Below are 21,140 nucleotides of genomic sequence, written 5' to 3'. Positions count from 1 at the left end.
GTTCTTAATTACTGAATTTTATTACCCTAAACGCTCAGACGATGCCGTCCTTTTCTTCTTCTGGCACTAATCACGTTTCTGCCGTCTGGTGTTCGCATTCTGGCGCGGAATCCAGATGTTCTTTTTCTCTTACGGCAAGTGCCGCCCAGTGTTCTTTGCATACGGTTCTCCTCTTAGGCGATTTTCATAAAAAGTCACAATCTGATATTTTACCACTTTACAGGCAATAAAAACATATTTCTGGATGGAGTTGTCAGTTGTCAGTTGTCAGTTGCCCCTTGCCTTTTTAGTTAATACTGATAATCCACGTACCAAGATAACGCAGTAATGGGACATCACCGGGGGAAAGAACTTGACATTTGAAATAGTAAACTCCCCCAAAAGCTGGATTCTGTACATTGGATAAGACTAACTCGACTTTGCGACCGGCGGGAACTGGTTCTTCAGGAAATATTTGAATCACACCACCTTCTTTATCCCATTTGACTTCAGATAGGGGGACTTTTTTACCTTTAACTATGACTTCAACACTTTTGGGATCGAAAGTTCCCTTGTAATAATCAGGATAAGTAATGGTAAATTGAGCTACTGCTAGTTTCATTTGTTTGGCAGGAACTCTGAGTATATAACGATCTGTGTTGCTGGTTTGTCCGCCAAAATCTAACCGAAAGGGTAACTGATTTTCACTTTTGACCCCACTAAAAAGTGTTAAACCATTCTGGGCTAAAGTTATCGCTTGTAAACCCGCTAATAAGCAGCTAGTCACAGCTAAGGCAGAAAGTAGGCGTTTCATAAATTAGGTTTCCTCTAGTTGGTAGTTTGTCACGAAGTATCAGTATTTGTAACTAAACTTTACTACTATATGTTTGACAATTGACGTTGGTGAAAGATAAAAGTGCCTTTTTAGTGAAAACTTCCATTCCTGAAACTAAGATTATAGGACTTACGCGCAGTACCAACCTGCGATGAGACGAATAAACGAAATTGTGTTGTTTTTGGCTTTGGGAATAAATTATTGAGTAGGTGTTTATCGAGTTTGACGCGGCCAACAAGAGATAAAATCTAGATTACACAGTTTTGTATTGCTAAAGGATAATTTTTATTGCTAATTATAAATATTTTAGTACACAAGTATATTTTAAATAAATAAAACTTTCAGGGTGAGATTTTTTCCAAATATAAAATAATCTGAAGAACAATATACAAAATGTAGATATCGGCATAGGATGTGCGATAACTAATTCTACTTATAGCTATTTTGCCAGGATGATATTTGCATATTGTCAAGTTGAGATTGTGAATAAAGCCCAAGGATAGGAAAAACAAAAAGGTTGAAAGTTCTATCTACAAAGGTAATTCATGGTTAATCATCCCGACAGCTTAATTAATAGTCAAGGGATTTATTTCTAGGAGATTTCATGAAAATAGCAGTTGCGAAAGAAATAGAAGTTTGTGAACGGCGTGTAGCTTTAATTCCCGACACCGTAGCCAAATTAGTCAAACAAGGTTTAGAAGTTTGGGTAGAAACAGGTGCGGGAGAAAAAGCATTTTTTAGTGATGCTGACTATGAAGCAGCAGGAGCAAAAATTAGTCATGATTCCGCCCAATTATGGAGTGAAGCAGATATTTTACTCAAAGTTAGCCCACCGCAAACCAGAGAAGACGGCCGAACAGAAATTGAATTACTTAAATCTGGCTCTGTATTAATTAGCTTTCTTAATCCCCTGGGAAATCCCGTAATTGCTCAACAATTAGCAAATCGGCAAATTACCGCTTTGAGTATGGAATTAATCCCCCGTACCACCAGGGCGCAAAGCATGGATGCTTTGTCTTCCCAGGCTTCACTGGCGGGCTATAAAGCCGTATTGATTGCGGCGGCGGCATTACCGAAATATTTCCCCATGTTAACCACCGCTGCGGGGACAATTGCTCCCGCCAAAGTATTTATTATGGGTGCAGGTGTGGCAGGATTGCAAGCGATCGCCACCGCAAGACGACTAGGAGCAGTAGTAGAAGCCTTTGACATCCGCCCAGCCGTTAAAGAAGAAGTGCAAAGCTTAGGAGCAAAATTCGTCGAAGTCAAACTCGAAGAAGAAACCGTTGCAGCCGGTGGTTACGCCAAAGAAATTTCAGAAGACAGTAAAAAGCGTACCCAAGAACTAGTAGCCAGCCACGTCAAAAACTCCGATATTGTCATTACCACCGCCCAAGTACCAGGAAGACAAGCCCCCAGACTGGTGACAGAAGAAATGGTGGCACAAATGAAACCCGGTTCAGTAATAGTAGACTTAGCCGCAGAACAAGGTGGAAACTGCGCTTGTACAGAAGCAGGTAAAGATATTATTTGGAACGGGGTAACAATTATCGGACCAATTAATTTACCCTCATCCATGCCAGTACACGCCAGCCAACTGTATGCAAAGAACGTTACTTCATTAATGCAACTGTTGATTAAAGACAAAGCCTTAGAAATCAACTTCGGTGACGATATCGTTGACGCTGCTTGTGTTACTCATGATGGAGAAATTAGAAACCAACGAGTAAATGACGCTTTGCAAACGGTAGCGGTTTAGTTTACATCAATAAAAATCACGGAATAACGAACCACAGAGGCACAGAGTTCACAGAGAAATACGAGTTTGAGAGAGTTCTTGCGTATCCTATCTTTCTTTCCTTTGCGCCTTTGCGCCTTTGCGTGAGCCTTATTCTTTAATCCAAAAATCACATGACACAAGCATTACTTCCAGCCTTATTTGTCCTCGTCTTAGCCTCTTTTATCGGCTTTGAAGTCATCAACAAAATTCCCCCCACGTTACACACTCCGTTAATGTCCGGTTCAAATGCCATTTCCGGGATTTCCGTAATTGGTGCAATTCTGGCTGCGGGGGAGAAAAACACGAATTTATCGGTAATTCTCGGTTTAATTGCCGTAATTTTGGCAATGGTGAACGTTGTCGGTGGTTTTTTAGTCACTGACAGAATGCTACAAATGTTTAAAAAGAAGGAAGTTAAAGCATGAGCGACTTTTTACCAACTGGGATTCAGCTAACTTACTTAGTCGCTGCATCATTATTTATCCTGGGTTTGAAAAAGCTGGGTTCTCCTGCTAGTGCAAGAAACGGTAATCTTGTCGCTGCGGTGGGAATGCTATTAGCCATTGTCGCCACAATGCTAGATCAGCACGTATTAAATTACGAGATGATTTTGGTAGGCTTGGCTATTGGTTCGGTAATAGGCACTGTTATTGCTTACAAAGTGCAAATGACGGAAATGCCCCAAATGGTGGGGTTACTAAATGGTTTAGGTGGTGCATCTTCCGCACTTATCGCTGTGGCTGAATTTTGGCGGTTATTAGATAGTTCACAACCTATCCCCCTCGATGTCAACATTTCCATGTTATTGGATGTGTTAATTGGTGGTGTGACGTTAACAGGTAGTTTTCTCGCTTTTGCGAAATTGCAAGGTTTAATTAGCGGTACTCCCATTACCTTTCCTTTACAGCAACCTTTTAACCTCTTGCTTTTGGGTTCTTATTTAGCTGGAAGTGCCTATTTAATCAGGACACCAGATAGCCTCCCCGTATTTTTAGCAGTTGTGGCTGTTTCCTTGGTGTTGGGTGTGATGTTCGTCCTCCCCATTGGTGGGGGTGATATGCCGGTGGTAATCTCTCTGTTAAACTCCCTCTCCGGTGTGGCTGCGGCTGCGGCTGGGTTTGTGGTGATGAACAATATGTTAATCATCGCCGGTGCTTTGGTGGGGGCTTCTGGTTTAATCCTGACGGAAATTATGTGTAAGGCTATGAACCGTTCTTTGTTCAGTGTCTTATTTAGTGCTTTTGGTTCTGTCTCTACTGCTAGTGGTGGTGCGGCTGCTGGTGCTAGTGATCAACCTGTTCGCAGTATTGATGCGGAAGAAGGGGCGATGATGTTGGGTTATGCCCGTTCTGTGGTGATTGTCCCAGGTTACGGTATGGCGGTTGCTCAGGCACAGCATAGCGTCCGGGAGTTGGCTGATCAACTGGAACGCATGGGTGTGGATGTGAAATATGCGATACATCCGGTGGCGGGGAGAATGCCGGGACACATGAATGTATTATTGGCGGAAGCTAATGTGGCCTATACGCAGTTGTATGATATGGAGGATATTAATCCCCAGTTTGAACAGGCTGATGTGGCGTTGGTGATTGGTGCTAATGATGTGGTCAATCCGGCGGCGCGTAGTGATAAGAATAGTCCTATTTATGGGATGCCGATTTTGGAGGTTGATCGCGCAAAGCAAACTATTGTGATTAAGCGGGGTATGAGTGCTGGTTTTGCTGGTGTTGATAATGAGTTGTTTTATAAGGCTAAAACGACGATGTTGTTTGGTAGTGCTAAGGATATGGTCGCTAAGTTGGTTAGTGAGGTGAAGCAGCTTTAAGAGAAACGAACCACGAAGACACGAAGAACACGAAGAACACGAAGAAAGAAATAAAGAAGATTAGCTTGCTTTAGAGTTTAAAAAACTGAGGGCAAGCTTTTTTTCTGAAAATTTATAAATAATTAAAGATGTTATATTAAACTTCATCAGAAGAACTAGGGAACAAACTATAATTTAGCTGCTCATCACTTAAATCTTTTTTACAAAGCACGTCCCATGATTTTTTTATTTCAATTGACGCAGAAATTTTTGAGCTAATTCCAGAACTTATCCTATTAATCATTTTTTTAGCCTCTTCTTCAGCCTCTTTTTCATCCAGATTTTTCATTTTTTTTACTTCTTGCAACGCAGAAGTATATATATTCATCGTTGTAGATAATTGTTCATCGAAAGGCATATCCCATTTTTGGATATAAAAACTAATTATTGATCGTAGACATAAAAGTACACCAGCAACTTTTTTTTCTCTTTATCTTTGTAGCTCTCTAGCCAGGTTTTGAAATCATGATAAATCTGAGAAGGATCAGAGATTGAAACTGTATGGAAAGAATTTTCTTCATTTACAAGATTTGGTACATAAGTTATAACTGCTAGTGCAAATTGATTTTGAATATCGAGAGGAAGATTTGTATACCAATTAATGAATGTTTCTAAAGGAGTTGTTTGAGTCATAATATACTTACCAGTGGAATATGCTGTATGAAGTGTTTAAGTAGCAGTGTAGGACAAAGCTGATAAGAGAAACGCAAAATATGAAAATGAAAACCCATTAAAAAATGTAAGTATATTCTATGATGTTGAGCCATCACTACTAATTAACTGTTCTTCATATATTTTAATCACAGAAGATACAGATTCACTTCCTAGTTTTATTAGAGCATGAGTAGCTTGAATTTTAACATCAGGTTCGGCAAGTACATGAATCAGAAATGGTATCGCTTCTTGTGCATTAGATCCCAGGTCTCCTAAAGTATTTATAGCCATAATTCGTCTATTTATATTTTTTGGATTTGAAGAATCTTTAAGTAATTTAATTAATTCTGAAACTACTGCTGATCCAAACTCCTTCAAAAATTTAATAATCTCATTTTTCAGATGTTTAAATTTGTCATTATGATATATTTCTATTAAAATAGGTACTATTTTTTCAATTTTTGCATTCTCTTTTGCAAGGCTTATCGCTGCATAATAATTTAATAACTCATTTTCATCATCCAACATTTTATCCAGAGACTCTAACTCTGAATCACTTAAAGTATTTACGTTAACCTCATCTCCTGATTCTTGAGATTGGTTTTTTTGAATTTTTTTATTATTTTTAAGTTTTTCAAATTTATATTGAAAATCTAAACAGTATTCAATTAAAGCATAGGTAAAATCTAAAATGTGTCGAGCTTCATCTCGATTAAATATTTTGAACTGATGTACTGCATTATTGCCAAATTGATTTAAAGTGGTTGCCCAATCGTATAACATTTGATCTATATATTTTTCATCTAACATTCTTTGAATTTTATCTGATAGGTTGTAAGGTTCTCTAATACGTAAATCTATTACACAGGTTGAGTCGAGGGGGAATATTATTTCCCGCCCCTCTCTGTTAGATCCGTGCGTACCCGTTTCCGTGTACACGGCTCCCGATGTTCTTAGCTTTCGCGTTTGCTCATGTGAATATAATCGTGGCAGCTTTCGTGAATGGCTAGAAGGTTTTTAGTTTTCCAGTTTTGGTGGTTTCCATCAACATGATGTAAATGTACCTTCTCATCACTGAGCATCTTTAGACCACAATGACCACATTTATGGTTTTGCCGTTTAAGGGCTTTAGAGGTATCGTTGTTATAGAGCTTGCTGTTACGTTCGCTCCAATAACTTAAATCTCCGTCGTAGGGTGATTTCTCACCTTTGACATTGATGTGTTTGTTTTCGGAGTAAGGAACTGCTGGGAATGCCTTGTCTAGTAACTGCTTACTGGTATGGCGATTCTGTTTGGTTTCCTTGTTGAATACCCTGAAAGCTCTGTTTTGAATGTGGTATAGCGAGTTGCGCGACCCGTCCATTTTGCAGAAGCGGTGGTAGTTCCTCCAACCTCTAACTACAGGGGCTAATTTTTCAGCCTTTGTGGTAGCACCATAATTCGAGTTGTTGACGATAAATTTTACTTTCTTGCGGAAAGATTTATAATTGCCCCCTGATGGGACGCATCTAAACTTCCCGTTTTTCTGGACTTTAAAATTCCAGCCGAGGAAATCAAATCCATCTGTCGCGGCGGTTAGCTTTGTCTTTTTCTCGCTGACTTTCATTCCCCGCTCTGCTAAAAACTGACTGATTCGGTCAAGTATTTCTGGTGCGTTATCTTTGGGTTTGAGTATGATTACCATATCATCGGCGTACCGTACTGATTGGTGAATTGACTCTATACCGTCTAACGCAATATTGGCTAACAGTGGACTTACCACCCCACCTTGAGGTGTTCCTTGTTCGGGAAATTCTGGATTGACCCCGGCTTTGAGACATCGGAAGATTCCTTGTCTTATGCTTCTAGGAGCTATGAGTCTCTCCATGATGGCGGTGTGGTTTATCCTATCAAAGCATTTTTCAATATCGAGTTCTATGACTCGTTTATCTATTCCATTTACTCGTGAGTTTAGATTGTCGAATAGGTGTTTCTGCGCGTTATGCGCTGACCGTCCCGTTCTAAACCCGTAGCTCCTGGCGTGGAAAGTTGCCTCGTGTGCTGGTTCTAATGCGTATTTTGCTAGGCATTGCCAAGCTCGGTCTGCAATAGTGGGGATTTTCAGCATCCTGATAGTACCGTCCTTTTTGGGGATGGGTATTTCTCTTAGCCCTTGGTGTTTCCAGTTGCTACTTGATGCTTTTAGCAGTTCATTAAGCTCGAAGCGTTCCTTAAAGTTAAGGGACTTTTTGCTGTCAATTCCTGCGGTCTTTTTCCCAGCGTTTAGCTGTGATACTTGACGGATAGCCAGTAATCTCGCTGCGGTTGATTTCAGAATCAGCTTTTGTAGGGACTTAGCTTTGCGCTTGTCGCCAACTTGAACCGCTTTGTACACTCGTTTTTGTAGGCGGAATAAGTTACGGCGAAATTTCTTCCAAGGTAACGTCTTCCAGGATTCACTAGAGTTGTCTCTGTGTCTAATCATGCTCTGCTCCAATTTGTGTATTCTGAACACCTCAAACCAATTACGGTTTGTCCTACCCGAATTGAAGGAGTTCCGCTGCTCGTCCAGCCTACTTATAGGGTTCGACCGCCCTTAGACCCTCAACCCGTTTTTATTCGTTCCCTCGGTTGATTAGTAGTTCCGTTAGGTGTAGCCATTTCAACCATTGGAATCCCTGGACTCTTGCCACTATTAGTTTGAGAATGTGACGGGATTTAACTCCAATGAGGTCAGGTTTTTAAGTTGTGTCCTGCCTATCAATAGGTTGCTTTTTGAGGCTCGATTTCACCGTAGGAACTCCCCGTTAACGCCAAGTGTCACCCCACAACGGATGTCTGATTGCGTCCTGTTCCTAGCTTCGACCTCCCGAAGCCGAGTCGGGTCATCGTAGGCAGGTAGGGAGTCATACCTGAGTCTGGTAGATGGGACTTTCACCCATATCAGACCGAGAGTTCAACCTTTTCCCATAGTTGGATTAGGTTGGTTAGCTTATGTACGGACTGATTACCGTGATTCAGCTAACAACGAATCGCACCAAACATTCAATTGTTTTTCTACACATAATTACTGTTGGCGTGTATAGCTCTAACTTAAAGCACTTTAAAGCATCTTGATATGTTCGCTCAATTTGTGGAGAAAGTCCTTGTAAATCGCTCAAATCCTTGAATGATCTATATAAATATTTTCTCTTAGGAATTATACCAGTCCATATTTCATCACCATTCTGATCATATAGTCCAGTAAATTCCCCTTCATCCTCTGAGTATACTAAATCTTCAATAATATTAACGTTGTTGCAAATGCAGCATACTAAAATCATCCATGTGTATTTCATCTGCTCTACAGACATTTCTTCAGGATTAGCATCAGTATGAATATAAGTTTTATTCGCTATCTCCTTCATTAAAGTTTTGTTACCACAATGCTCACAGCAGAATGCTTTTTCTGTAAGAGGATATTCAATTTCTTGCCAATGACTACTCATTTTGTTACTCTACTGTAATTATATCTTGGTAATAATATTTATGAATTTTATACTAAAGTTGATATGTATTATATTAATTTAGTATTAAAATTATTACCTTATTTAAACCAATATTTATGCGATCGCTCTCTCTTCTTTTCTTCCTTCATGTTCTTCGCGTCTTCGTGGTTCGTTAAGAAAGGATATTGGGAAGTTGAGGGGATGCGATCGCTGTTTGGGGGGTTGAAGGGTGCGATCGCTGTTTGGGGAGTTGAAGGGTGCGATCTCTCTCTCTGTGTCCTCTGCGTCTCTGTGGTTCGTTAAAAAAGGATGTTTGGGAAGTTGGAGGGAGTGCGATCGCTGTTTGGGAAGTTGGAAGGGTGAGATCGCTGTTTGGGGAGTTGAGGGGGTGCGATCGCTATTTGGGAGGTTGGGGGGGTGCGATAGCGAAGCGCTGCTGCAAGCAGTTCGCTGTTTGGGAAGTTGGAGGGGTGCGATAGCGAAGCGCTGCTGCAAGCAGTTCGCTGTTTTGGAAGTTGAGGGGGTGCGATCGCTCTTACTCTGTGTTCTCTGTGTCTCTGTGGTTCGTTAAAAAAGGGTATTGGGAGGTTGAAGGGGTGCGATAGCGTAAGCGCTGACTTGTCAGTTCGCTGTTTGGGAAGTTGGGGGGATGCGATCGCTGTTTGGAGTTGAGGGGGTGCGATAGCGAAGCGCTGCTGCAAGCAGTTCGCTGTTTGGGAGGTTAAAGGGAGTGCGATCTCTCTTTCTCTGTGTCCTCTGTGTCTCTGTGGTTCGTTAAAAAAAGAATGTTTGGGAAGTTGGAGGAAGTGCGATAGCGAAGCGCTGCTGCAAGCAGTTCGCTTTTGGGGAGTTGAAGGGATGCGATAGCGAATCGCTGCTGCAAGCAGTTCGCTGTTTGGGGAGTTGGAAGGATGCGATAGCGAAGCGCTGCTGCAAGCAGTTCGCTGTTTGGGGAGGTTGAGGGAGTGCGATCGCTATATAGCGATAAACTATGATAATTGATCTATACTTGAAGTATGCCCAAACTAGACATTATTCATAACGTTGTTAAAAATGCACTAATCAAAGATGGTTGGATAATTACAGATGATCCTTACTTGATTCAATATAGAAGAACAACACTATATGCTGATCTTGGTGCTGAACGTCCGATAGCAATTGAAAAATCAGGACAAAAACTGGTAGTTGAAGTCAAAAGTTTTATCGGTACATCAAAGATACAAGATTTAAAAGAAGCTCTCGGCCAATATGATATCTATCTTTACCTATTAGAAGAAACTGCACCAGACCGTAAACTCTATATTGCCATTAGTGAAATCGCATATAAAAGTTTCTTCACACAGGATGTTATTCAACTGATTCTTAACCGACATCAACTTCCGCTAATTGTTGTAGATATAGAAACAGAGGAAATTAAACAATGGATAAATTAACAGATTACCCCAAAATCATCAAACAAATTTTAAGGGAATATGTAGAATTATCTCAGAATCATCCACAAAAAGATATAGAAACATTCTTAATTAGCGATGACGAAAAAGGTCATTATATTTGGATGAATCTTGGTTGGCAAAATGGTGAAAGAATTACAGGAATGACTGTTTATGTTCGCTTACATAATTGTAAGTTTTGGATAGAAGAAGATTGGACAGAAGAAGGTATTGCTACTGATTTAATTCGCGTTGGTGTTCCTAAAGAAGATATTGTTTTAGCTTTTCATGAACCGAAAATGCGGGAATATACAAATTTTGCAGTTGCTTAGTTTAGTTATTTCTTGCTTTGCTTGAAACAAAAACAAAACAGCGATATTTGGAATCGCTGTTTAGGGGGTTGAAGGGGTGCGATAGCGAAGCGCTCCGTAGGAATCGCTGTTTGGGAGTTGAGGGTGCGATAGCGAAGCGCTCCGTAGGAATCGCTGTTTGGGAGTTGAAGAGGTGCGATAGCGAAGCGCTCCGTAGGAATCGCTGTTTGGGGATTTGAAGGGGTGCGATATTAGTATTTTACTAATTGCTTTTATCCTCAGTCATTACAACACTTTTAATCTTGCTGAGGATAGGGAATTATCACAGATAATATACTAATGACTTCAGTAACAAATTCAACTGAAACTTTTTCAATAAATTCAGCTTTTCTTGCTTTCCAATCAATGCTTTTAAGATGATCTGCTAAAACAACACCTGTAGTATTTATACCGCTAGGTATAGGAACTTCAAAAGGATAACCTTTTGTACTGTTAGTTATTGGGCAGACTAGAGCAAGACCTAAGTCATTATATATCATAGGAGAAATAATTAAAGCGGGGCGATGACCAGCTTGTTCACGCCCCTCTTGAGGGCTGAAATTTAGCCATACAATGTCGCCGCGCTCCGGCACATATACCTTACTACCAAACTTCGTTACCAATTGCTTCACCCCAGTCACTTTCACCATGAGAATTTAGAGGAGTTATTTTTACTAAGAACTCTTCCAAATTATACCTCTTACATGGTGTTTTTTTCTGCTGGCTAGGATTATTTTCAGAGGTATTAGAAACTATTTGCTCATATTTATCTATTAACTGAGGTAACCGTACACCAACATCAGAATCACTCAATACATTAAGAAGATAACTCTTGAATTGCAAAAACGAATCTTCGTGTTTTTTGCAAACAGCTTGAGAAATGCCAAGTTCAGATAAAGAATATTTTCCTTGAGCCAATAATTCTTGGATATAACCAAACAAAATCAAATCCTGAAGCTTCTCAGGAAGATAGTTCCAGTAATTCTCTACGATTCTGGAGTGAACATAATTAATTTCAGAAACTCTTTCGACAAACTTCTGAAAAGCCATGTCCAAGAATTTTTCTTCAAGCGCGTAACTACGCTTTAATTTATTTTCAGAATCAGGAGCAGGAATACGTTTAGTAAGCTCCTTGATTTGTGAACCTGTAATAACAAGCTGTTCTTGAAGCTCAAACAAAATTATAAATTCTTGAAGAGCCTCAGAGAGCTTATATTTTACCTGATCTATGTTTATGCCTTGACGTTGTGCAATATTTCCAAGAAATTCATAAAATTCAGCATTGGAAGAATCACAGGCTAAACACTGCTCTAAGAATAATTGAGCTTCTTCAAGCCGAAATTCTTCAAAATAACCAGGTTTGATAGCCTCTAGGATACCCATTTGCAACACCTAAGCTTATAAAGCGCATTATATTTTAACTCTACCTTAGCTTCTCTGACGAAAAATAACAAGACCTTTGACTATCAAGATTACTGAATTAACCAGTGCAATTAATAACACTAATTTTGTGAATTAGTTTGGCTTTATAGCTAAGAAACTTCACAGATAGCATATTACTCTGTGAAGGAGTAGCGTAAAAACGTAATTAGATGCGATAGTGAAGCACTCCGTAGGAATCGCTGTTGGGGGAGTTGAGGGGTGCGATAGCGAAGCGCTGCTGCAAGCAGTTCGCTGTTTGGGGAGTTGAGAGGGTGCGATAGCGAAGCGCTGCTGCAAGCAGTTCGCTGTTTGGGGAGTGAGGGGGTGCGATAGCGAAGCGCTGCTGCAAGCAGTTCGCTGTTTGGGGATTTGAGGGGGTGCGATCTCTCTTTCTCTGTGTCCTCTGTGTCTCTGTGGTTCGTTAAAAAAGGATGTTGGGAGGTTGAGGGGATGCGATAGCGAAGCGCTGCTGCAAGCAGTTCGCTGTTTGGGAAGTTGGGGGATGCGATAGCGAAGCGCTGCTGCAAGCAGTTCGCTGTTTGGGGATTTGAGGGGGTGCGATAGCGAAGCGCTGCTGCAAGCAGTTCGCTTTTGGGAGGTTGAGGGAGTGCGATAGCGAAGCGCTCCGCAGGAATCGCTCTTCTAATATGATTAAACAATACTACGTGGATCAACAACTACAATATCCGAAAACCGTTTAAAATCTTCAACATTAAATGTCAATAAATGTGTAATATTATGAGCTACCATAGCCGCAGCTAAACGAGCATCATGTACCTGTTTTCCCATCACTTGATATTTAATAACAGAAATGTTGAATAGCGTAATAAAACTTTACATATTGAAATAAACTTAGCCTATAAGTGCTATTTTTCATCTTATCCAAATAAGTTTTCTAAACCAATGAACATAACTTATTTCCTGACACATATAGGACTGAAGATAACGGAGTTTATCTAATAAAGTTTTGCCAAATTCTTGCGGTATTTCTATTAGTTGCAATATCAAATAAGCGATTAAACAGCACATTATCTGAATTCTAATTCCATTCTCATTCTTTGTCATAAGTCTGTCTAACTTGAGGTGCATTTTTAAGAATTTCCATAACAATTCAATTTGCCATCTTTGTATGTAAATTTCCATAATCTCTTGATTACTAACTTGCTCTTCTCCTTCATTTAATAAGTTTGTTGCTAAACGAAATTCACTCTTAGTTTCTATATCACAAAATGCTACTACTCTAATTTCCACTTCTCTTTCATCTTTGCCAACTTTACAATTACCATTTTCTAGCATTTCTAAAGTGACATTATTTTTAATTCTTAAGACAAAAGCTTTATTTTTTTGTTGTTTTAATTCAGATATTCTTTCGGAGGATGCAAATCCTCTATCCATTATCCCTACTCCTTTTGACGGAATTGCTTCTACTGTTTCTTGTCCATATTTATGGTCATGTCCTTGCCCAAAATGAATCACCATTCCACCAACTTCTGATGTCAAACTATCTAACCCACAAAATAGTTTTACTTGATGATATCCTTGACTCCATAATAATTTACTTGTTAATGTAATAATTGTTGAATCTATAGGAAATAATGCTTGGGTTTCTTCCTTTCCTTTTTTCTTTCTCAGTTGATTGTTTAATTCAGTTATTATCTCCAAAAATACTTGAGTATCTCTCTTTTTACTTGCCTTGGAAAAATTTGATATTTTTAAATCTATCCCTTGATTATTTAGTCTTTGAAATAAATCTCTCATACTCACTATACTTTTATCCATGACATACTGTAACCACACTGATACAAATGAAAATGTGTCCAGAACTGGATAATCTTTTTTGGGCAATGGTTTCAATATTGTTTTGACCACTTCTGGAAAATTCTTTAAGCGCATAATTTGATAATTCTTTATCTAGATTTTTTTAGATTGTATCAAATTATGGTACTTTTTTTTAATCTTTTCCTAACATTCAACACTTCTGATTTAATAACAAGTGATTCCCACTCAGTAAAAATTTGTGGTGTATCCAATTCCAATATAAATATCTTTTTAAGTTTTTCGCTTTCTTCTTCCGCTTGAGTGATAGATAAACCTAACCCATTTTTATCAAGAGGTCTTGTAGCAACAGCCCAAAATTCAATTATATTTTGTGGAATAATACATAAAAAATTACCTTGCTTTTTGAGTGTTAAAATTGCCCTTTGAGTATCAAGGTGCATGGGACTATTTTTTTGTACCAAACGCAGTAAAATATTAGTATCCACCAAATATTTCATAACATTTCATCTTCTCTGGTATAAATACTATCTCGACTAATAGCTGCATCTGAAAGTGGTGGTGCTAGAGTAAAAGCAGGACTATTGATTAAATTCATTAGTGCTGTTTCCCAATCTTCCTCAGTTGTTACTTGAGAAAAAGATTTTTCATCTTGATTTTTCAAACTATCTTCAATCAAAGATTCAAGATAAGATTCAATTGATAAACCTTGTTTAGTAGCTTGGGTAATCAGACGAGCTTCTATTTCTGGTTTCAATTGTAGCTGTATAGTTTTACATTGTTTCATATTCTTCGATGCTAGTTAATTAATATCAAGTAAAACTTATGATTAACTTGATATATTAAGTATATCAGATTTAAGCAGATGTTAATTACACTGTTTTCTTCTTTCTTCCCTTCGCGCTCTTCGTGTCTTCGTGGTTCGTTAAAAAAGGATGTTGGGAAGTTGAGGGAATGCGTAAGCGTTGCGCTGCTGCAAGCAGTTCGCTGTTTGGGAAGTTGGAGGGGTGCGATCGCTATCACAGTTTAAATTTCTCCCCATTCTCTAGCATCAATAAAAAGAGAAAGATGCTTTTTATTACTCGTGGAAATAATTACCTCATTTCCATAATTAGCAACTAAAATAGATTGAGCAGCTAAAATAACATCACCATCTAAAGCTTTATTATCTGCTGTAGATTTACCTTGATTTCTCACTTCAGCCCATAATTCTGCTGCTTTTAACATTACTTCTGTGGTAATAGGAAGATAAATAATTTCTGATTTAAGTTGATGCAGTTTTCTAATTCCTGATAACTTATTTGCTCTTAATAATTCTCGTCTAATTTCATAATCTATAATTTCTGGTAAAATTACCTCATAACCTCTTTCAAAAAGACTATAAAACCATTCTTGACATTGCACAGCTAGAGGATTCGCTTTAGGATTAGTAATTAATCCCACAGGTGCAGAATCTAAAACAATAACCTTACTCATTTTATTTTAAATTAAAATACCATTCATGGATTCAATAATTTCCAAAGTTTCTTGTTGTTCTTGTTGTTCATCTGATTCATTCCATGACTCGAACAATCTTTTAATATTAGTTTTTCTGTGTTCTTTTTTAATTGCGTCACTTTCATTAATTTCATTAATGGCATTTTCCCAGTTTTTCAAAGATGTCTGTTTCATCGTCACACTTTGACGAAATAACCGGACAATTTGTAGTAATTCGGGTATATATTCTTCTGGAGTATGTTCAATTTCTAGTAATAAATCATTGCGGGGTTTTGCTGATGATTTAGCTGTAATGGATTGGTGAATGTTAATCATAAAATACCAGATTTGATTATTTTTACATATTACCAGTATATCGGATCAGAATAAGCAATGTCTGAAATTTATAAAATGTGATAACTACGGTGATCTAAGTGCTTCGCTATCGCTGTTTGGGGAGTTGAAGGGGTGCGATAGCGTAAGCGCGACCTAGGAATCGCTGTTTGGGGAGTTGAGGGAGTGCGATAGCAAAGCGCGACCTAGGAATCGCTATTTGGGAAGTTGAGGGGGTGCGATAGCAAAGCGCGACCTAGGAATCGCTATTTGGGAAGTTGAGGGAGTGCGATAGCGTAAGCGCTGACTTGTCAGTTCGCTGTTTGGGAGTTGAGGGGGTGCGATCGCTCCACTATTGCTCAAAAACTTAAATTTTGTACAATTTGCAAAAAACAGACAAATAATCTATAATGTTATGTAATCCTATAAATTTTGTGAGGCGCTATGTCTGTCATCAGTGCAAGTGAAGCGCGTGCTAATTTTCCCGATATTATGAACCGTGCAGAATATCGTGGAGAAAGAATTTTAATTCAGCGTCATGGTAAAGCTGCGGTAGCGATAATTAGCATTGAAGATTTAAAACTATTAGAAGCAATAGAAGATGCAATAGATTCGGCTAAATTGCGACGTGCAGTAGAAGAAAACGAAGGATTTACCACCATAGAAGAAATAATAGCTAAATATCCCAATGAGTGAACGTTATACATTGAGGATTGCGAAAACTGCGGAAAAAGATTTATTAGACTTACAACCAAAACAATATAAACAAGTTGTATCAAAAATTCTCTCCCTTCAAGGTAATCCTCGTCCTCAAGACTATGCAGCTTTAAAAGGTTATCAAGGTGGTTATCGTATTGATCAGGGTGAATACAGAATTTTGTACACCATTGATGATGATAATAAATTAGTTGATGTTTTTCGGGTTGGTAAACGTAATGATGATGAAGTTTATAAAAACTTGTAACTTTGTCAAGCGATTCCTAGGTCGCGCTTCGCTATCGCTGTTTGGGGAGTTGAGGGAGTGCGATCGCTAGGTATCGCTGTTTACTAAATCTCCCAATCTTCTAATTTTAAATTGTCAATTCTACTAAATTCTCTAGTATTGTGAGTAATTAAAGTTAAATTATTAGCGATCGCAATAGCAGCAATATGTAAATCATTATTTCCTATAGGAGTACCTTTAGCAGCCAATTTACTACGAATTTCACCATAAATTACAGCACATTCATCATCAAAATACAAAGAAACAAAACGGTCTAAAAATTCCTGCTGCTTTTGCAGAGTTTTCGCAGGATTATGAGTTCTCATTGCACCATAAAATAATTCAGCTTTGACAATAGAACAAACTACTATATCTATATCGGATAAATCTTGAAGACGCTGAATAATCTTTTCTGATCTTTGATTAAGATATTGAATACAAACATTACTATCTAATAAATATTTCATCAGTTTGTATTCCTAACAATTAATCATTTCTTCTAAGCTATCATCTAAAGTATCATCAATACCTAAATTATCCAGAATAATTGGATCATCAGCACAACTTCCTGCTGTTTGATTAATAAATTCTTGCCACTCTAATTTATGTTTTTCTGTAGTTATCAAAGTTGTTGGTTTATTGATCAAATTTTGACGAAATAAACGGACAATTTCCAATATTTCTGGTATATATTCTTCTGGAGTTTGGGCAATTTCTAATAATAAATCATTCCAGGGTGTAGTTGAGGATGTTTCTGTGATGAGTTGGTGATTATTAATCATAAAATACTAGATTTGATTATTTTTACACATTATCAGTATATCAGATCAGAATCAGCAAGTGTAACTTACCCAAAGTATAGCTGTTTGGGAAGTTGAGAGAGTGCGATAGCGTAAGCGCTGACTTGTCAGTTCGCTGTTTGGGAGTTGAAGGGAGTGCGATAGCGAAGCGCGACCTAGGAATCGCTTTTGGGGAGGTTGAGGGGGTGCGATAGCGAAGCGCGACCTAGGAATCTCTGTTTGGGGAGTGGAGGGAATGCGATAGCGAAGCGCGACCTAGGAATCGCTGTTTGGGAAGTTGAGGGGATGCGATAGCGAAATTAATCTAAATCTTCCTCAGTCAAACTAGCATCTTTCAAAATACTTCTGAGTGTACCAGTAGGTAAATCACGATTACCATGAACAGGTATAGAAAGAATCACACTCATACCTTCCTTAACATAGATATGATGACTACCTGTAATCCTTTTTAGATTCCATTCATAGCGTTCAACAATCTTACACAGAGATTTACCAGAAACGGATTTCATAAAGATAACTCAATCAACTGTTTTTGTGGTTCAACTTCTTCTTGCTGACTAGCAACTTCTAACCAACCTTGAACAGCATCTTTCAACATTTCTAATAAATGTTCGTAACTTTCACCCCAGGTATGACATCCTGGTAAAGCTGGTACAGAACCACACCATACACCGTCTTCTTCCCAAATAATTGCTTTTATTTTCATAGCCAATTCCTTGAACTAAGGATATTTTACCGCAGGGTGAGTCAGACGTACCAGTTTAATGAAGATGAATAATCGCTTTTGGGGAGTTGAGAGAGTGCGATAGCGAAGCGCTGACTTGTCAGTTCGCTCAACTTAAACCCCAAACCCTAACACCACATCCAAAGCAGTACGAATTTCTTCCCAATATTCAGCTTCTAAAATTCCCACCAAACCTAAAACCCGACGATAATCTACAGAACGAATCTGAGCAACATCAATAAAACGATCTTTATCTAATCCATTAGTTACTGTTGCTTTGATATTGACAATATAGGGAGCTTGCTTACTTCCTGGTCGGAATGGCATCACAATAGTTAATAATCCATATTGATTCATAATATCACTTTGAACTATTAAACAAGCACGGATTTTTTGTGCTTCTGCTCCCACAGTTGGATCAAGATTTACCCAGCGAATTTCACCCCGTTTATAAGTTAAATTACCCTCTGGCATTAATACCATCTCCAGCTACATTATCCCAAGCAGAAATCTCATTTTGATATTCTAAATCTTTCGCATCTTCTTGGAGTGCTGCAATTATTTCTGCTTCCAAAATTTTGCGTCTTTGTTCTGCTAATAGTGCGTTAATATAGGCACTACGATTACCTTTTGCTTGTTGATCAATAAATCTGAGAATGTCTTCTTCCAAAGTAATTGTGACTTTCATCATTATGTATGACTTATTAATCTTACCAATCAATCATACCACTTTTTTAACAATTTGCAAATACTCTGTGTCTGGAGTGGTTCGTAAAAAAAAGGATTCTGGTAAGTTGAAGGGATGCGATAGCGAAGCGCTGCTGCAAGCAGTTCGCTGTTTGGCGAGTTGGAAAGAGTGCGATACCATTATTAATAGCTGCATATTTAGCACTACATTCTATTAAAATAGAAAAGGCACTTTTCATCATTTCCCAAGTATTTTTACCATACTTTTCTAAGTAACGATTGAGATATCCTTGACGAGAGATAAGTAGGTAAACAAAATAAAAATGAGGGGTATTGCGTTTTGTAAAATGGCTGAAACCCAATCAGAATCTCGCATTGAGACAACTTTACATACCGTTATATACCTTTAAATTTTTCTGTTCACCTACTTAACACAAGCATGAACAACTATAGGACAACTAATTATAGTTTGTGTCAAATCTTCCAAAAATTGCTGCTGTTCAACCTTAGATAATTTACCTAACCAAGCAAATCCTTTTTTCTTAGAGCGTATTTCGTTACCATGTAAAGATTGTTCTTGACTAAGATTCCAACGATTTTTAAAATCTAGTACCAATTGATTAATAATTTGTTCATCACTTCTTTTAATTAAAACTCCACCCATAGCAAAAACAGGACATTCATCTTTAGGATTTGGTTTTGCACTACCAGATTCATCAATATATAACAAATTCAATATTATCTTGTTGGTTCATCTAAACCTCCAGGAGACCCACCAAAACTGTACTCAGTTTGGTGATGGGAGGAATGGAGGGTTAATTGTGAAACGTCCCTTGAGTAATTTTGTGCGCCAGCACAAACAATGAAAGGGACAGTTGAGCAATTAACAAATCTTTGATTTTCCATATTCGTAACCGTCCTTTTTGTGAATTGATTTACAGTATTTGTAAGAGATACCTTGAATCAGTCCAGGCACTGTTGAGATATTGAAACTACCGCTAGTCCTCACCGCTACTCGTCCGATATATGCCCCAATCTTTTTACCTTTTGTGACAACAGCTTTCACAATGTCTCCGGTTTGAAAACCATTAACAAATTTGAACCTGGGGACATATCTAGAAGGAAAACCGTACTTGTCAGTTCGGCAAGATTGTCTAGTGCCGTGACCATTAGCTGTAATTAGCAATGGCTTAACACCTTTGATATTGAGAATTGGAGTTGACTGACCAACACAAGCTGCATCAATCCAGTGCGTTTTCTCTAGATTTTGCTGACTTCTATTGAACTTTGTTAACCCTCCTGAACCTGTTTCTACAGGTAATCCGGTTGCTTTGACAACGAATAGTAATGCCAAGCGAGTTGTGTTTACTGCTGCTGCATCAGCCAGTGGTCTTTTAGCTTGCTTCAAGATTTTCTCTAACTTTGAAGGGTCTTTTTTGAGAAAATCTTTGATGTCTTTCGTGCCTTTTTTAGTGTTACATTTTTCACAACTTAAAGTGAGATTTGTAATTGAATTACTACCACCCTTGGCTCGTGGATGAATATGCTCTACTTGAAAAGGAACGTCTTTCACTCCACAGTTTGTATCATAAATTTATGAAAATCTCTATAATAGAATCTCCTTTTCCTTTGCGTGAGGTGAAAAAATCGCTATTTATTTACGGATTTGCGTGATATAAGAAGGGATACAGAAAAATGTGTGCGATCGCTCAAATGAAGACAAATTCCCCAAAACCACATCCAAAGCAGTACGAATTTCTTCCCAATATTCATTTTCTTCTAAAGTAATTGTGACTTTCATCATTATGTATGACTCATTTATCTTACCAGTCAATCATACCACTCTTTTGACATTGCGTGAGGTGAAAAGAGATTTTAGGGGGTTGAGGGAGTGCGATAGCGAAGCACGACCTAGGAATCGCTGTTTGGGAGGTTGAAGGGATGCGATCGCAGCAAAATATTTATTCAAGCAGTAGCAAATACAGTATATTTCCTTTCTTCAGGATCACGAAAAGCTAAAACAATATCAAGATTAGAAATACCTAACTTCATTAGTTTAATAGTACGATTATATCCTATACTCAGGCGATCAATGAAATTAATCTAAATCTTCTTCAGTCAAACCAGCATCTTTCAAAATACTTCCCAGTGTACCCGTAGGTAGATCACGATTACTATCAATAGGTATAGAAAGAATCACACTCATACCTTCCTTAATATAGATATGATGACTACCTGTAATCCTTTTTAGATTCCATCCATAGCGTTCAACAATCTTACACAGAGACTTACCAGAAACCGATTGCGTAAAGATAACTCAATTAACTGTTTTTGTGGTTCAATTTCTTCTTGCTGACTAGCAACTTCTAACCGACCTTGAACAGCATCTTTCAACATTTCTAATAAATGTTCATAACCTAAGTAGGTTGACGTTGAAAATTGTCGTTATAGCAAGGCAAGAGGCAAGAGGCAATAGTAAAGAAGTTTTCAGCGATTTTACGTTTCTTTACACAGTTTGGTTTTATTGTGTTCACCTACTTAGTCAGTGCTTGCGCTATCGCTCAAAACTTAAATTTTGTA

At 38.3% G+C, this 21,140-nt stretch carries 34 protein-coding genes and 1 pseudogene; 7 read left to right on the top strand and 28 right to left on the bottom strand.

Annotation, left to right across the window (positions count from 1 at the left end):
• Positions 1 to 26: 26 nt before the first annotated feature.
• Together rpmH and AA650_RS09095 are read right to left on the bottom strand one after the other, a co-directional pair.
• Positions 27 to 161: a 50S ribosomal protein L34 gene (rpmH, locus tag AA650_RS26295; RefSeq protein ID WP_015209090.1), complete on the bottom strand. Its 135-nt coding sequence runs from the start codon at positions 159 to 161 to the stop codon at positions 27 to 29.
• Between the two features lie 125 nt (positions 162 to 286).
• Positions 287 to 793 (bottom strand): DUF2808 domain-containing protein, encoded by a 507-nt coding sequence (locus AA650_RS09095; protein ID WP_053538764.1) that lies wholly within the window; start codon positions 791 to 793, stop codon positions 287 to 289.
• Positions 794 to 1,418: 625 nt separating this feature from the next.
• Here AA650_RS09095 and AA650_RS09090 point away from each other — a divergent pair.
• The 3 genes from AA650_RS09090 to AA650_RS09080 all read left to right on the top strand — a co-directional run bounded on the left by AA650_RS09090 (position 1,419) and on the right by AA650_RS09080 (position 4,419).
• Positions 1,419 to 2,573: a Re/Si-specific NAD(P)(+) transhydrogenase subunit alpha gene (locus tag AA650_RS09090; RefSeq protein WP_053538763.1), complete on the top strand. Its 1,155-nt coding sequence runs from the start codon at positions 1,419 to 1,421 to the stop codon at positions 2,571 to 2,573.
• Positions 2,574 to 2,725: 152 nt separating this feature from the next.
• A complete protein-coding gene (locus AA650_RS09085; RefSeq protein ID WP_015081070.1) occupies positions 2,726 to 3,019 on the top strand; it encodes an NAD(P) transhydrogenase subunit alpha in 294 nt (97 codons plus the stop codon).
• The gene (locus AA650_RS09080; RefSeq protein ID WP_053538762.1) at positions 3,016 to 4,419 is read left to right on the top strand and encodes an NAD(P)(+) transhydrogenase (Re/Si-specific) subunit beta; all 1,404 of its coding nucleotides are present in this window, start codon (positions 3,016 to 3,018) and stop codon (positions 4,417 to 4,419) included. Before AA650_RS09085 ends, AA650_RS09080 begins: the two co-directional genes overlap by 4 nt.
• Positions 4,420 to 4,555: 136 nt before the next feature.
• Here AA650_RS09080 and AA650_RS09075 read toward each other — a convergent pair whose 3' ends face one another.
• From AA650_RS09075 to AA650_RS27750, 6 genes are all read right to left on the bottom strand, one after another.
• Positions 4,556 to 4,816, bottom strand: a complete 261-nt coding sequence (locus tag AA650_RS09075; RefSeq protein WP_053538761.1) for a hypothetical protein — start codon at positions 4,814 to 4,816, stop codon at positions 4,556 to 4,558.
• Between the two features lie 26 nt (positions 4,817 to 4,842).
• Positions 4,843 to 5,091 carry a hypothetical protein gene (locus AA650_RS09070; RefSeq protein ID WP_053538760.1) on the bottom strand — a complete coding sequence of 83 codons (249 nt, stop codon included), beginning with the start codon at positions 5,089 to 5,091 and terminating at the stop codon, positions 4,843 to 4,845.
• A 117-nt stretch (positions 5,092 to 5,208) separates the two neighbouring features.
• Positions 5,209 to 6,051 (bottom strand): DUF4145 domain-containing protein, encoded by an 843-nt coding sequence (locus AA650_RS09065; RefSeq protein WP_199924412.1) that lies wholly within the window; start codon positions 6,049 to 6,051, stop codon positions 5,209 to 5,211.
• Positions 6,052 to 6,065: 14 nt separating this feature from the next.
• Positions 6,066 to 7,577, bottom strand: coding sequence for a group II intron reverse transcriptase/maturase (locus AA650_RS09060; protein ID WP_053537830.1), 1,512 nt, complete (start codon positions 7,575 to 7,577; stop codon positions 6,066 to 6,068).
• A gap of 532 nt (positions 7,578 to 8,109) precedes the next feature.
• Positions 8,110 to 8,580 carry a hypothetical protein gene (locus AA650_RS09055; RefSeq protein WP_053538758.1) on the bottom strand — a complete coding sequence of 157 codons (471 nt, stop codon included), beginning with the start codon at positions 8,578 to 8,580 and terminating at the stop codon, positions 8,110 to 8,112.
• 114 nt (positions 8,581 to 8,694) lie between these two features.
• Positions 8,695 to 9,075: a hypothetical protein gene (locus AA650_RS27750; protein ID WP_199924411.1), complete on the bottom strand. Its 381-nt coding sequence runs from the start codon at positions 9,073 to 9,075 to the stop codon at positions 8,695 to 8,697.
• A gap of 521 nt (positions 9,076 to 9,596) precedes the next feature.
• Between AA650_RS27750 and AA650_RS09045 the strand changes: the two genes are divergently transcribed.
• Positions 9,597 to 10,013 carry a XisH family protein gene (locus tag AA650_RS09045; protein WP_053538756.1) on the top strand — a complete coding sequence of 139 codons (417 nt, stop codon included), beginning with the start codon at positions 9,597 to 9,599 and terminating at the stop codon, positions 10,011 to 10,013.
• The gene (locus tag AA650_RS09040; protein WP_053538755.1) at positions 10,001 to 10,342 is read left to right on the top strand and encodes a XisI protein; all 342 of its coding nucleotides are present in this window, start codon (positions 10,001 to 10,003) and stop codon (positions 10,340 to 10,342) included. Before AA650_RS09045 ends, AA650_RS09040 begins: the two co-directional genes overlap by 13 nt.
• A gap of 275 nt (positions 10,343 to 10,617) precedes the next feature.
• Here AA650_RS09040 and mazF read toward each other — a convergent pair whose 3' ends face one another.
• The 8 genes from mazF to AA650_RS09000 all read right to left on the bottom strand — a co-directional run bounded on the left by mazF (position 10,618) and on the right by AA650_RS09000 (position 15,370).
• Positions 10,618 to 11,010, bottom strand: a complete 393-nt coding sequence (gene mazF / locus AA650_RS09035) for an endoribonuclease MazF (RefSeq protein WP_051155201.1) — start codon at positions 11,008 to 11,010, stop codon at positions 10,618 to 10,620.
• Positions 10,964 to 11,743: an AbrB/MazE/SpoVT family DNA-binding domain-containing protein gene (locus AA650_RS09030; protein WP_015081076.1), complete on the bottom strand. Its 780-nt coding sequence runs from the start codon at positions 11,741 to 11,743 to the stop codon at positions 10,964 to 10,966. The genes mazF and AA650_RS09030 overlap by 47 nt, the downstream gene beginning before the upstream one ends.
• A 690-nt stretch (positions 11,744 to 12,433) precedes the next feature.
• Positions 12,434 to 12,571 carry a hypothetical protein gene (locus tag AA650_RS09025; protein ID WP_199924410.1) on the bottom strand — a complete coding sequence of 46 codons (138 nt, stop codon included), beginning with the start codon at positions 12,569 to 12,571 and terminating at the stop codon, positions 12,434 to 12,436.
• A gap of 84 nt (positions 12,572 to 12,655) precedes the next feature.
• Complete coding sequence (locus AA650_RS09020; RefSeq protein WP_053537527.1) at positions 12,656 to 13,675, bottom strand: transposase; 1,020 nt, start codon at positions 13,673 to 13,675, stop codon at positions 12,656 to 12,658.
• A gap of 38 nt (positions 13,676 to 13,713) precedes the next feature.
• On the bottom strand, positions 13,714 to 14,058 hold the full coding sequence (locus AA650_RS09015; protein ID WP_053538753.1) for a type II toxin-antitoxin system VapC family toxin: 345 nt from the start codon (positions 14,056 to 14,058) through the stop codon (positions 13,714 to 13,716).
• Complete coding sequence (locus AA650_RS09010; RefSeq protein WP_053538752.1) at positions 14,055 to 14,345, bottom strand: hypothetical protein; 291 nt, start codon at positions 14,343 to 14,345, stop codon at positions 14,055 to 14,057. The genes AA650_RS09015 and AA650_RS09010 overlap by 4 nt, the downstream gene beginning before the upstream one ends.
• Positions 14,346 to 14,584: 239 nt before the next feature.
• Positions 14,585 to 15,034 (bottom strand): hypothetical protein, encoded by a 450-nt coding sequence (locus tag AA650_RS09005; protein WP_053538751.1) that lies wholly within the window; start codon positions 15,032 to 15,034, stop codon positions 14,585 to 14,587.
• Positions 15,035 to 15,040: 6 nt separating this feature from the next.
• Positions 15,041 to 15,370 carry a hypothetical protein gene (locus AA650_RS09000; protein ID WP_053538750.1) on the bottom strand — a complete coding sequence of 110 codons (330 nt, stop codon included), beginning with the start codon at positions 15,368 to 15,370 and terminating at the stop codon, positions 15,041 to 15,043.
• Between the two features lie 441 nt (positions 15,371 to 15,811).
• Here AA650_RS09000 and AA650_RS08995 point away from each other — a divergent pair, with 441 nt between their 5' ends.
• Together AA650_RS08995 and AA650_RS08990 are read left to right on the top strand one after the other, a co-directional pair.
• Positions 15,812 to 16,063 (top strand): type II toxin-antitoxin system Phd/YefM family antitoxin, encoded by a 252-nt coding sequence (locus tag AA650_RS08995; RefSeq protein WP_053538749.1) that lies wholly within the window; start codon positions 15,812 to 15,814, stop codon positions 16,061 to 16,063.
• Positions 16,056 to 16,331 (top strand): type II toxin-antitoxin system RelE family toxin, encoded by a 276-nt coding sequence (locus tag AA650_RS08990; RefSeq protein ID WP_028082686.1) that lies wholly within the window; start codon positions 16,056 to 16,058, stop codon positions 16,329 to 16,331. The genes AA650_RS08995 and AA650_RS08990 overlap by 8 nt, the downstream gene beginning before the upstream one ends.
• Before the next feature lie 83 nt (positions 16,332 to 16,414).
• Here the strand turns inward: AA650_RS08990 and vapC are convergent, their stop codons facing one another.
• The 12 genes and pseudogenes from vapC to AA650_RS27740 form a co-directional block, all read right to left on the bottom strand.
• The gene (vapC, locus tag AA650_RS08985; protein ID WP_053538748.1) at positions 16,415 to 16,816 is read right to left on the bottom strand and encodes a type II toxin-antitoxin system tRNA(fMet)-specific endonuclease VapC; all 402 of its coding nucleotides are present in this window, start codon (positions 16,814 to 16,816) and stop codon (positions 16,415 to 16,417) included.
• 12 nt (positions 16,817 to 16,828) lie between these two features.
• Positions 16,829 to 17,131, bottom strand: coding sequence for a hypothetical protein (locus AA650_RS08980; protein WP_053538747.1), 303 nt, complete (start codon positions 17,129 to 17,131; stop codon positions 16,829 to 16,831).
• A gap of 317 nt (positions 17,132 to 17,448) precedes the next feature.
• Positions 17,449 to 17,658 carry a type II toxin-antitoxin system HicA family toxin gene (locus AA650_RS08975; protein ID WP_053538746.1) on the bottom strand — a complete coding sequence of 70 codons (210 nt, stop codon included), beginning with the start codon at positions 17,656 to 17,658 and terminating at the stop codon, positions 17,449 to 17,451.
• Positions 17,655 to 17,855: a type II toxin-antitoxin system HicB family antitoxin gene (locus AA650_RS08970; protein ID WP_006278807.1), complete on the bottom strand. Its 201-nt coding sequence runs from the start codon at positions 17,853 to 17,855 to the stop codon at positions 17,655 to 17,657. The genes AA650_RS08975 and AA650_RS08970 overlap by 4 nt, the downstream gene beginning before the upstream one ends.
• Before the next feature lie 132 nt (positions 17,856 to 17,987).
• Entirely contained in the window at positions 17,988 to 18,347 is a 360-nt protein-coding gene (locus AA650_RS08965) for a type II toxin-antitoxin system PemK/MazF family toxin (RefSeq protein ID WP_028082683.1), read from the bottom strand.
• Entirely contained in the window at positions 18,334 to 18,564 is a 231-nt protein-coding gene (mazE, locus tag AA650_RS08960) for a type II toxin-antitoxin system MazE family antitoxin (protein WP_015083417.1), read from the bottom strand. The genes AA650_RS08965 and mazE overlap by 14 nt, the downstream gene beginning before the upstream one ends.
• A gap of 420 nt (positions 18,565 to 18,984) precedes the next feature.
• The gene (locus AA650_RS08955; RefSeq protein ID WP_233455506.1) at positions 18,985 to 19,290 is read right to left on the bottom strand and encodes a DUF3800 domain-containing protein; all 306 of its coding nucleotides are present in this window, start codon (positions 19,288 to 19,290) and stop codon (positions 18,985 to 18,987) included.
• Positions 19,291 to 19,443: 153 nt separating this feature from the next.
• Positions 19,444 to 20,139, bottom strand: a pseudogene (locus AA650_RS08950) (HNH endonuclease); the annotation flags it as partial.
• Positions 20,140 to 20,214: 75 nt separating this feature from the next.
• Positions 20,215 to 20,364 (bottom strand): hypothetical protein, encoded by a 150-nt coding sequence (locus AA650_RS27745; protein ID WP_168636354.1) that lies wholly within the window; start codon positions 20,362 to 20,364, stop codon positions 20,215 to 20,217.
• Positions 20,365 to 20,525: 161 nt separating this feature from the next.
• Positions 20,526 to 20,612: an element excision factor XisI family protein gene (locus AA650_RS26290; RefSeq protein ID WP_233455526.1), complete on the bottom strand. Its 87-nt coding sequence runs from the start codon at positions 20,610 to 20,612 to the stop codon at positions 20,526 to 20,528.
• A 46-nt stretch (positions 20,613 to 20,658) separates the two neighbouring features.
• The gene (locus tag AA650_RS08945) at positions 20,659 to 20,802 is read right to left on the bottom strand and encodes a type II toxin-antitoxin system HicA family toxin (RefSeq protein ID WP_234413394.1); all 144 of its coding nucleotides are present in this window, start codon (positions 20,800 to 20,802) and stop codon (positions 20,659 to 20,661) included.
• A gap of 5 nt (positions 20,803 to 20,807) precedes the next feature.
• Positions 20,808 to 20,957 (bottom strand): hypothetical protein, encoded by a 150-nt coding sequence (locus tag AA650_RS27740; protein ID WP_168636355.1) that lies wholly within the window; start codon positions 20,955 to 20,957, stop codon positions 20,808 to 20,810.
• Positions 20,958 to 21,140 lie beyond the last annotated feature (183 nt).

The organism is Anabaena sp. WA102 (assembly GCF_001277295.1).
GTDB lineage: Bacteria > Cyanobacteriota > Cyanobacteriia > Cyanobacteriales > Nostocaceae > Dolichospermum > Dolichospermum heterosporum.
This window is presented reverse-complemented; position numbering and strand designations above follow the sequence as displayed.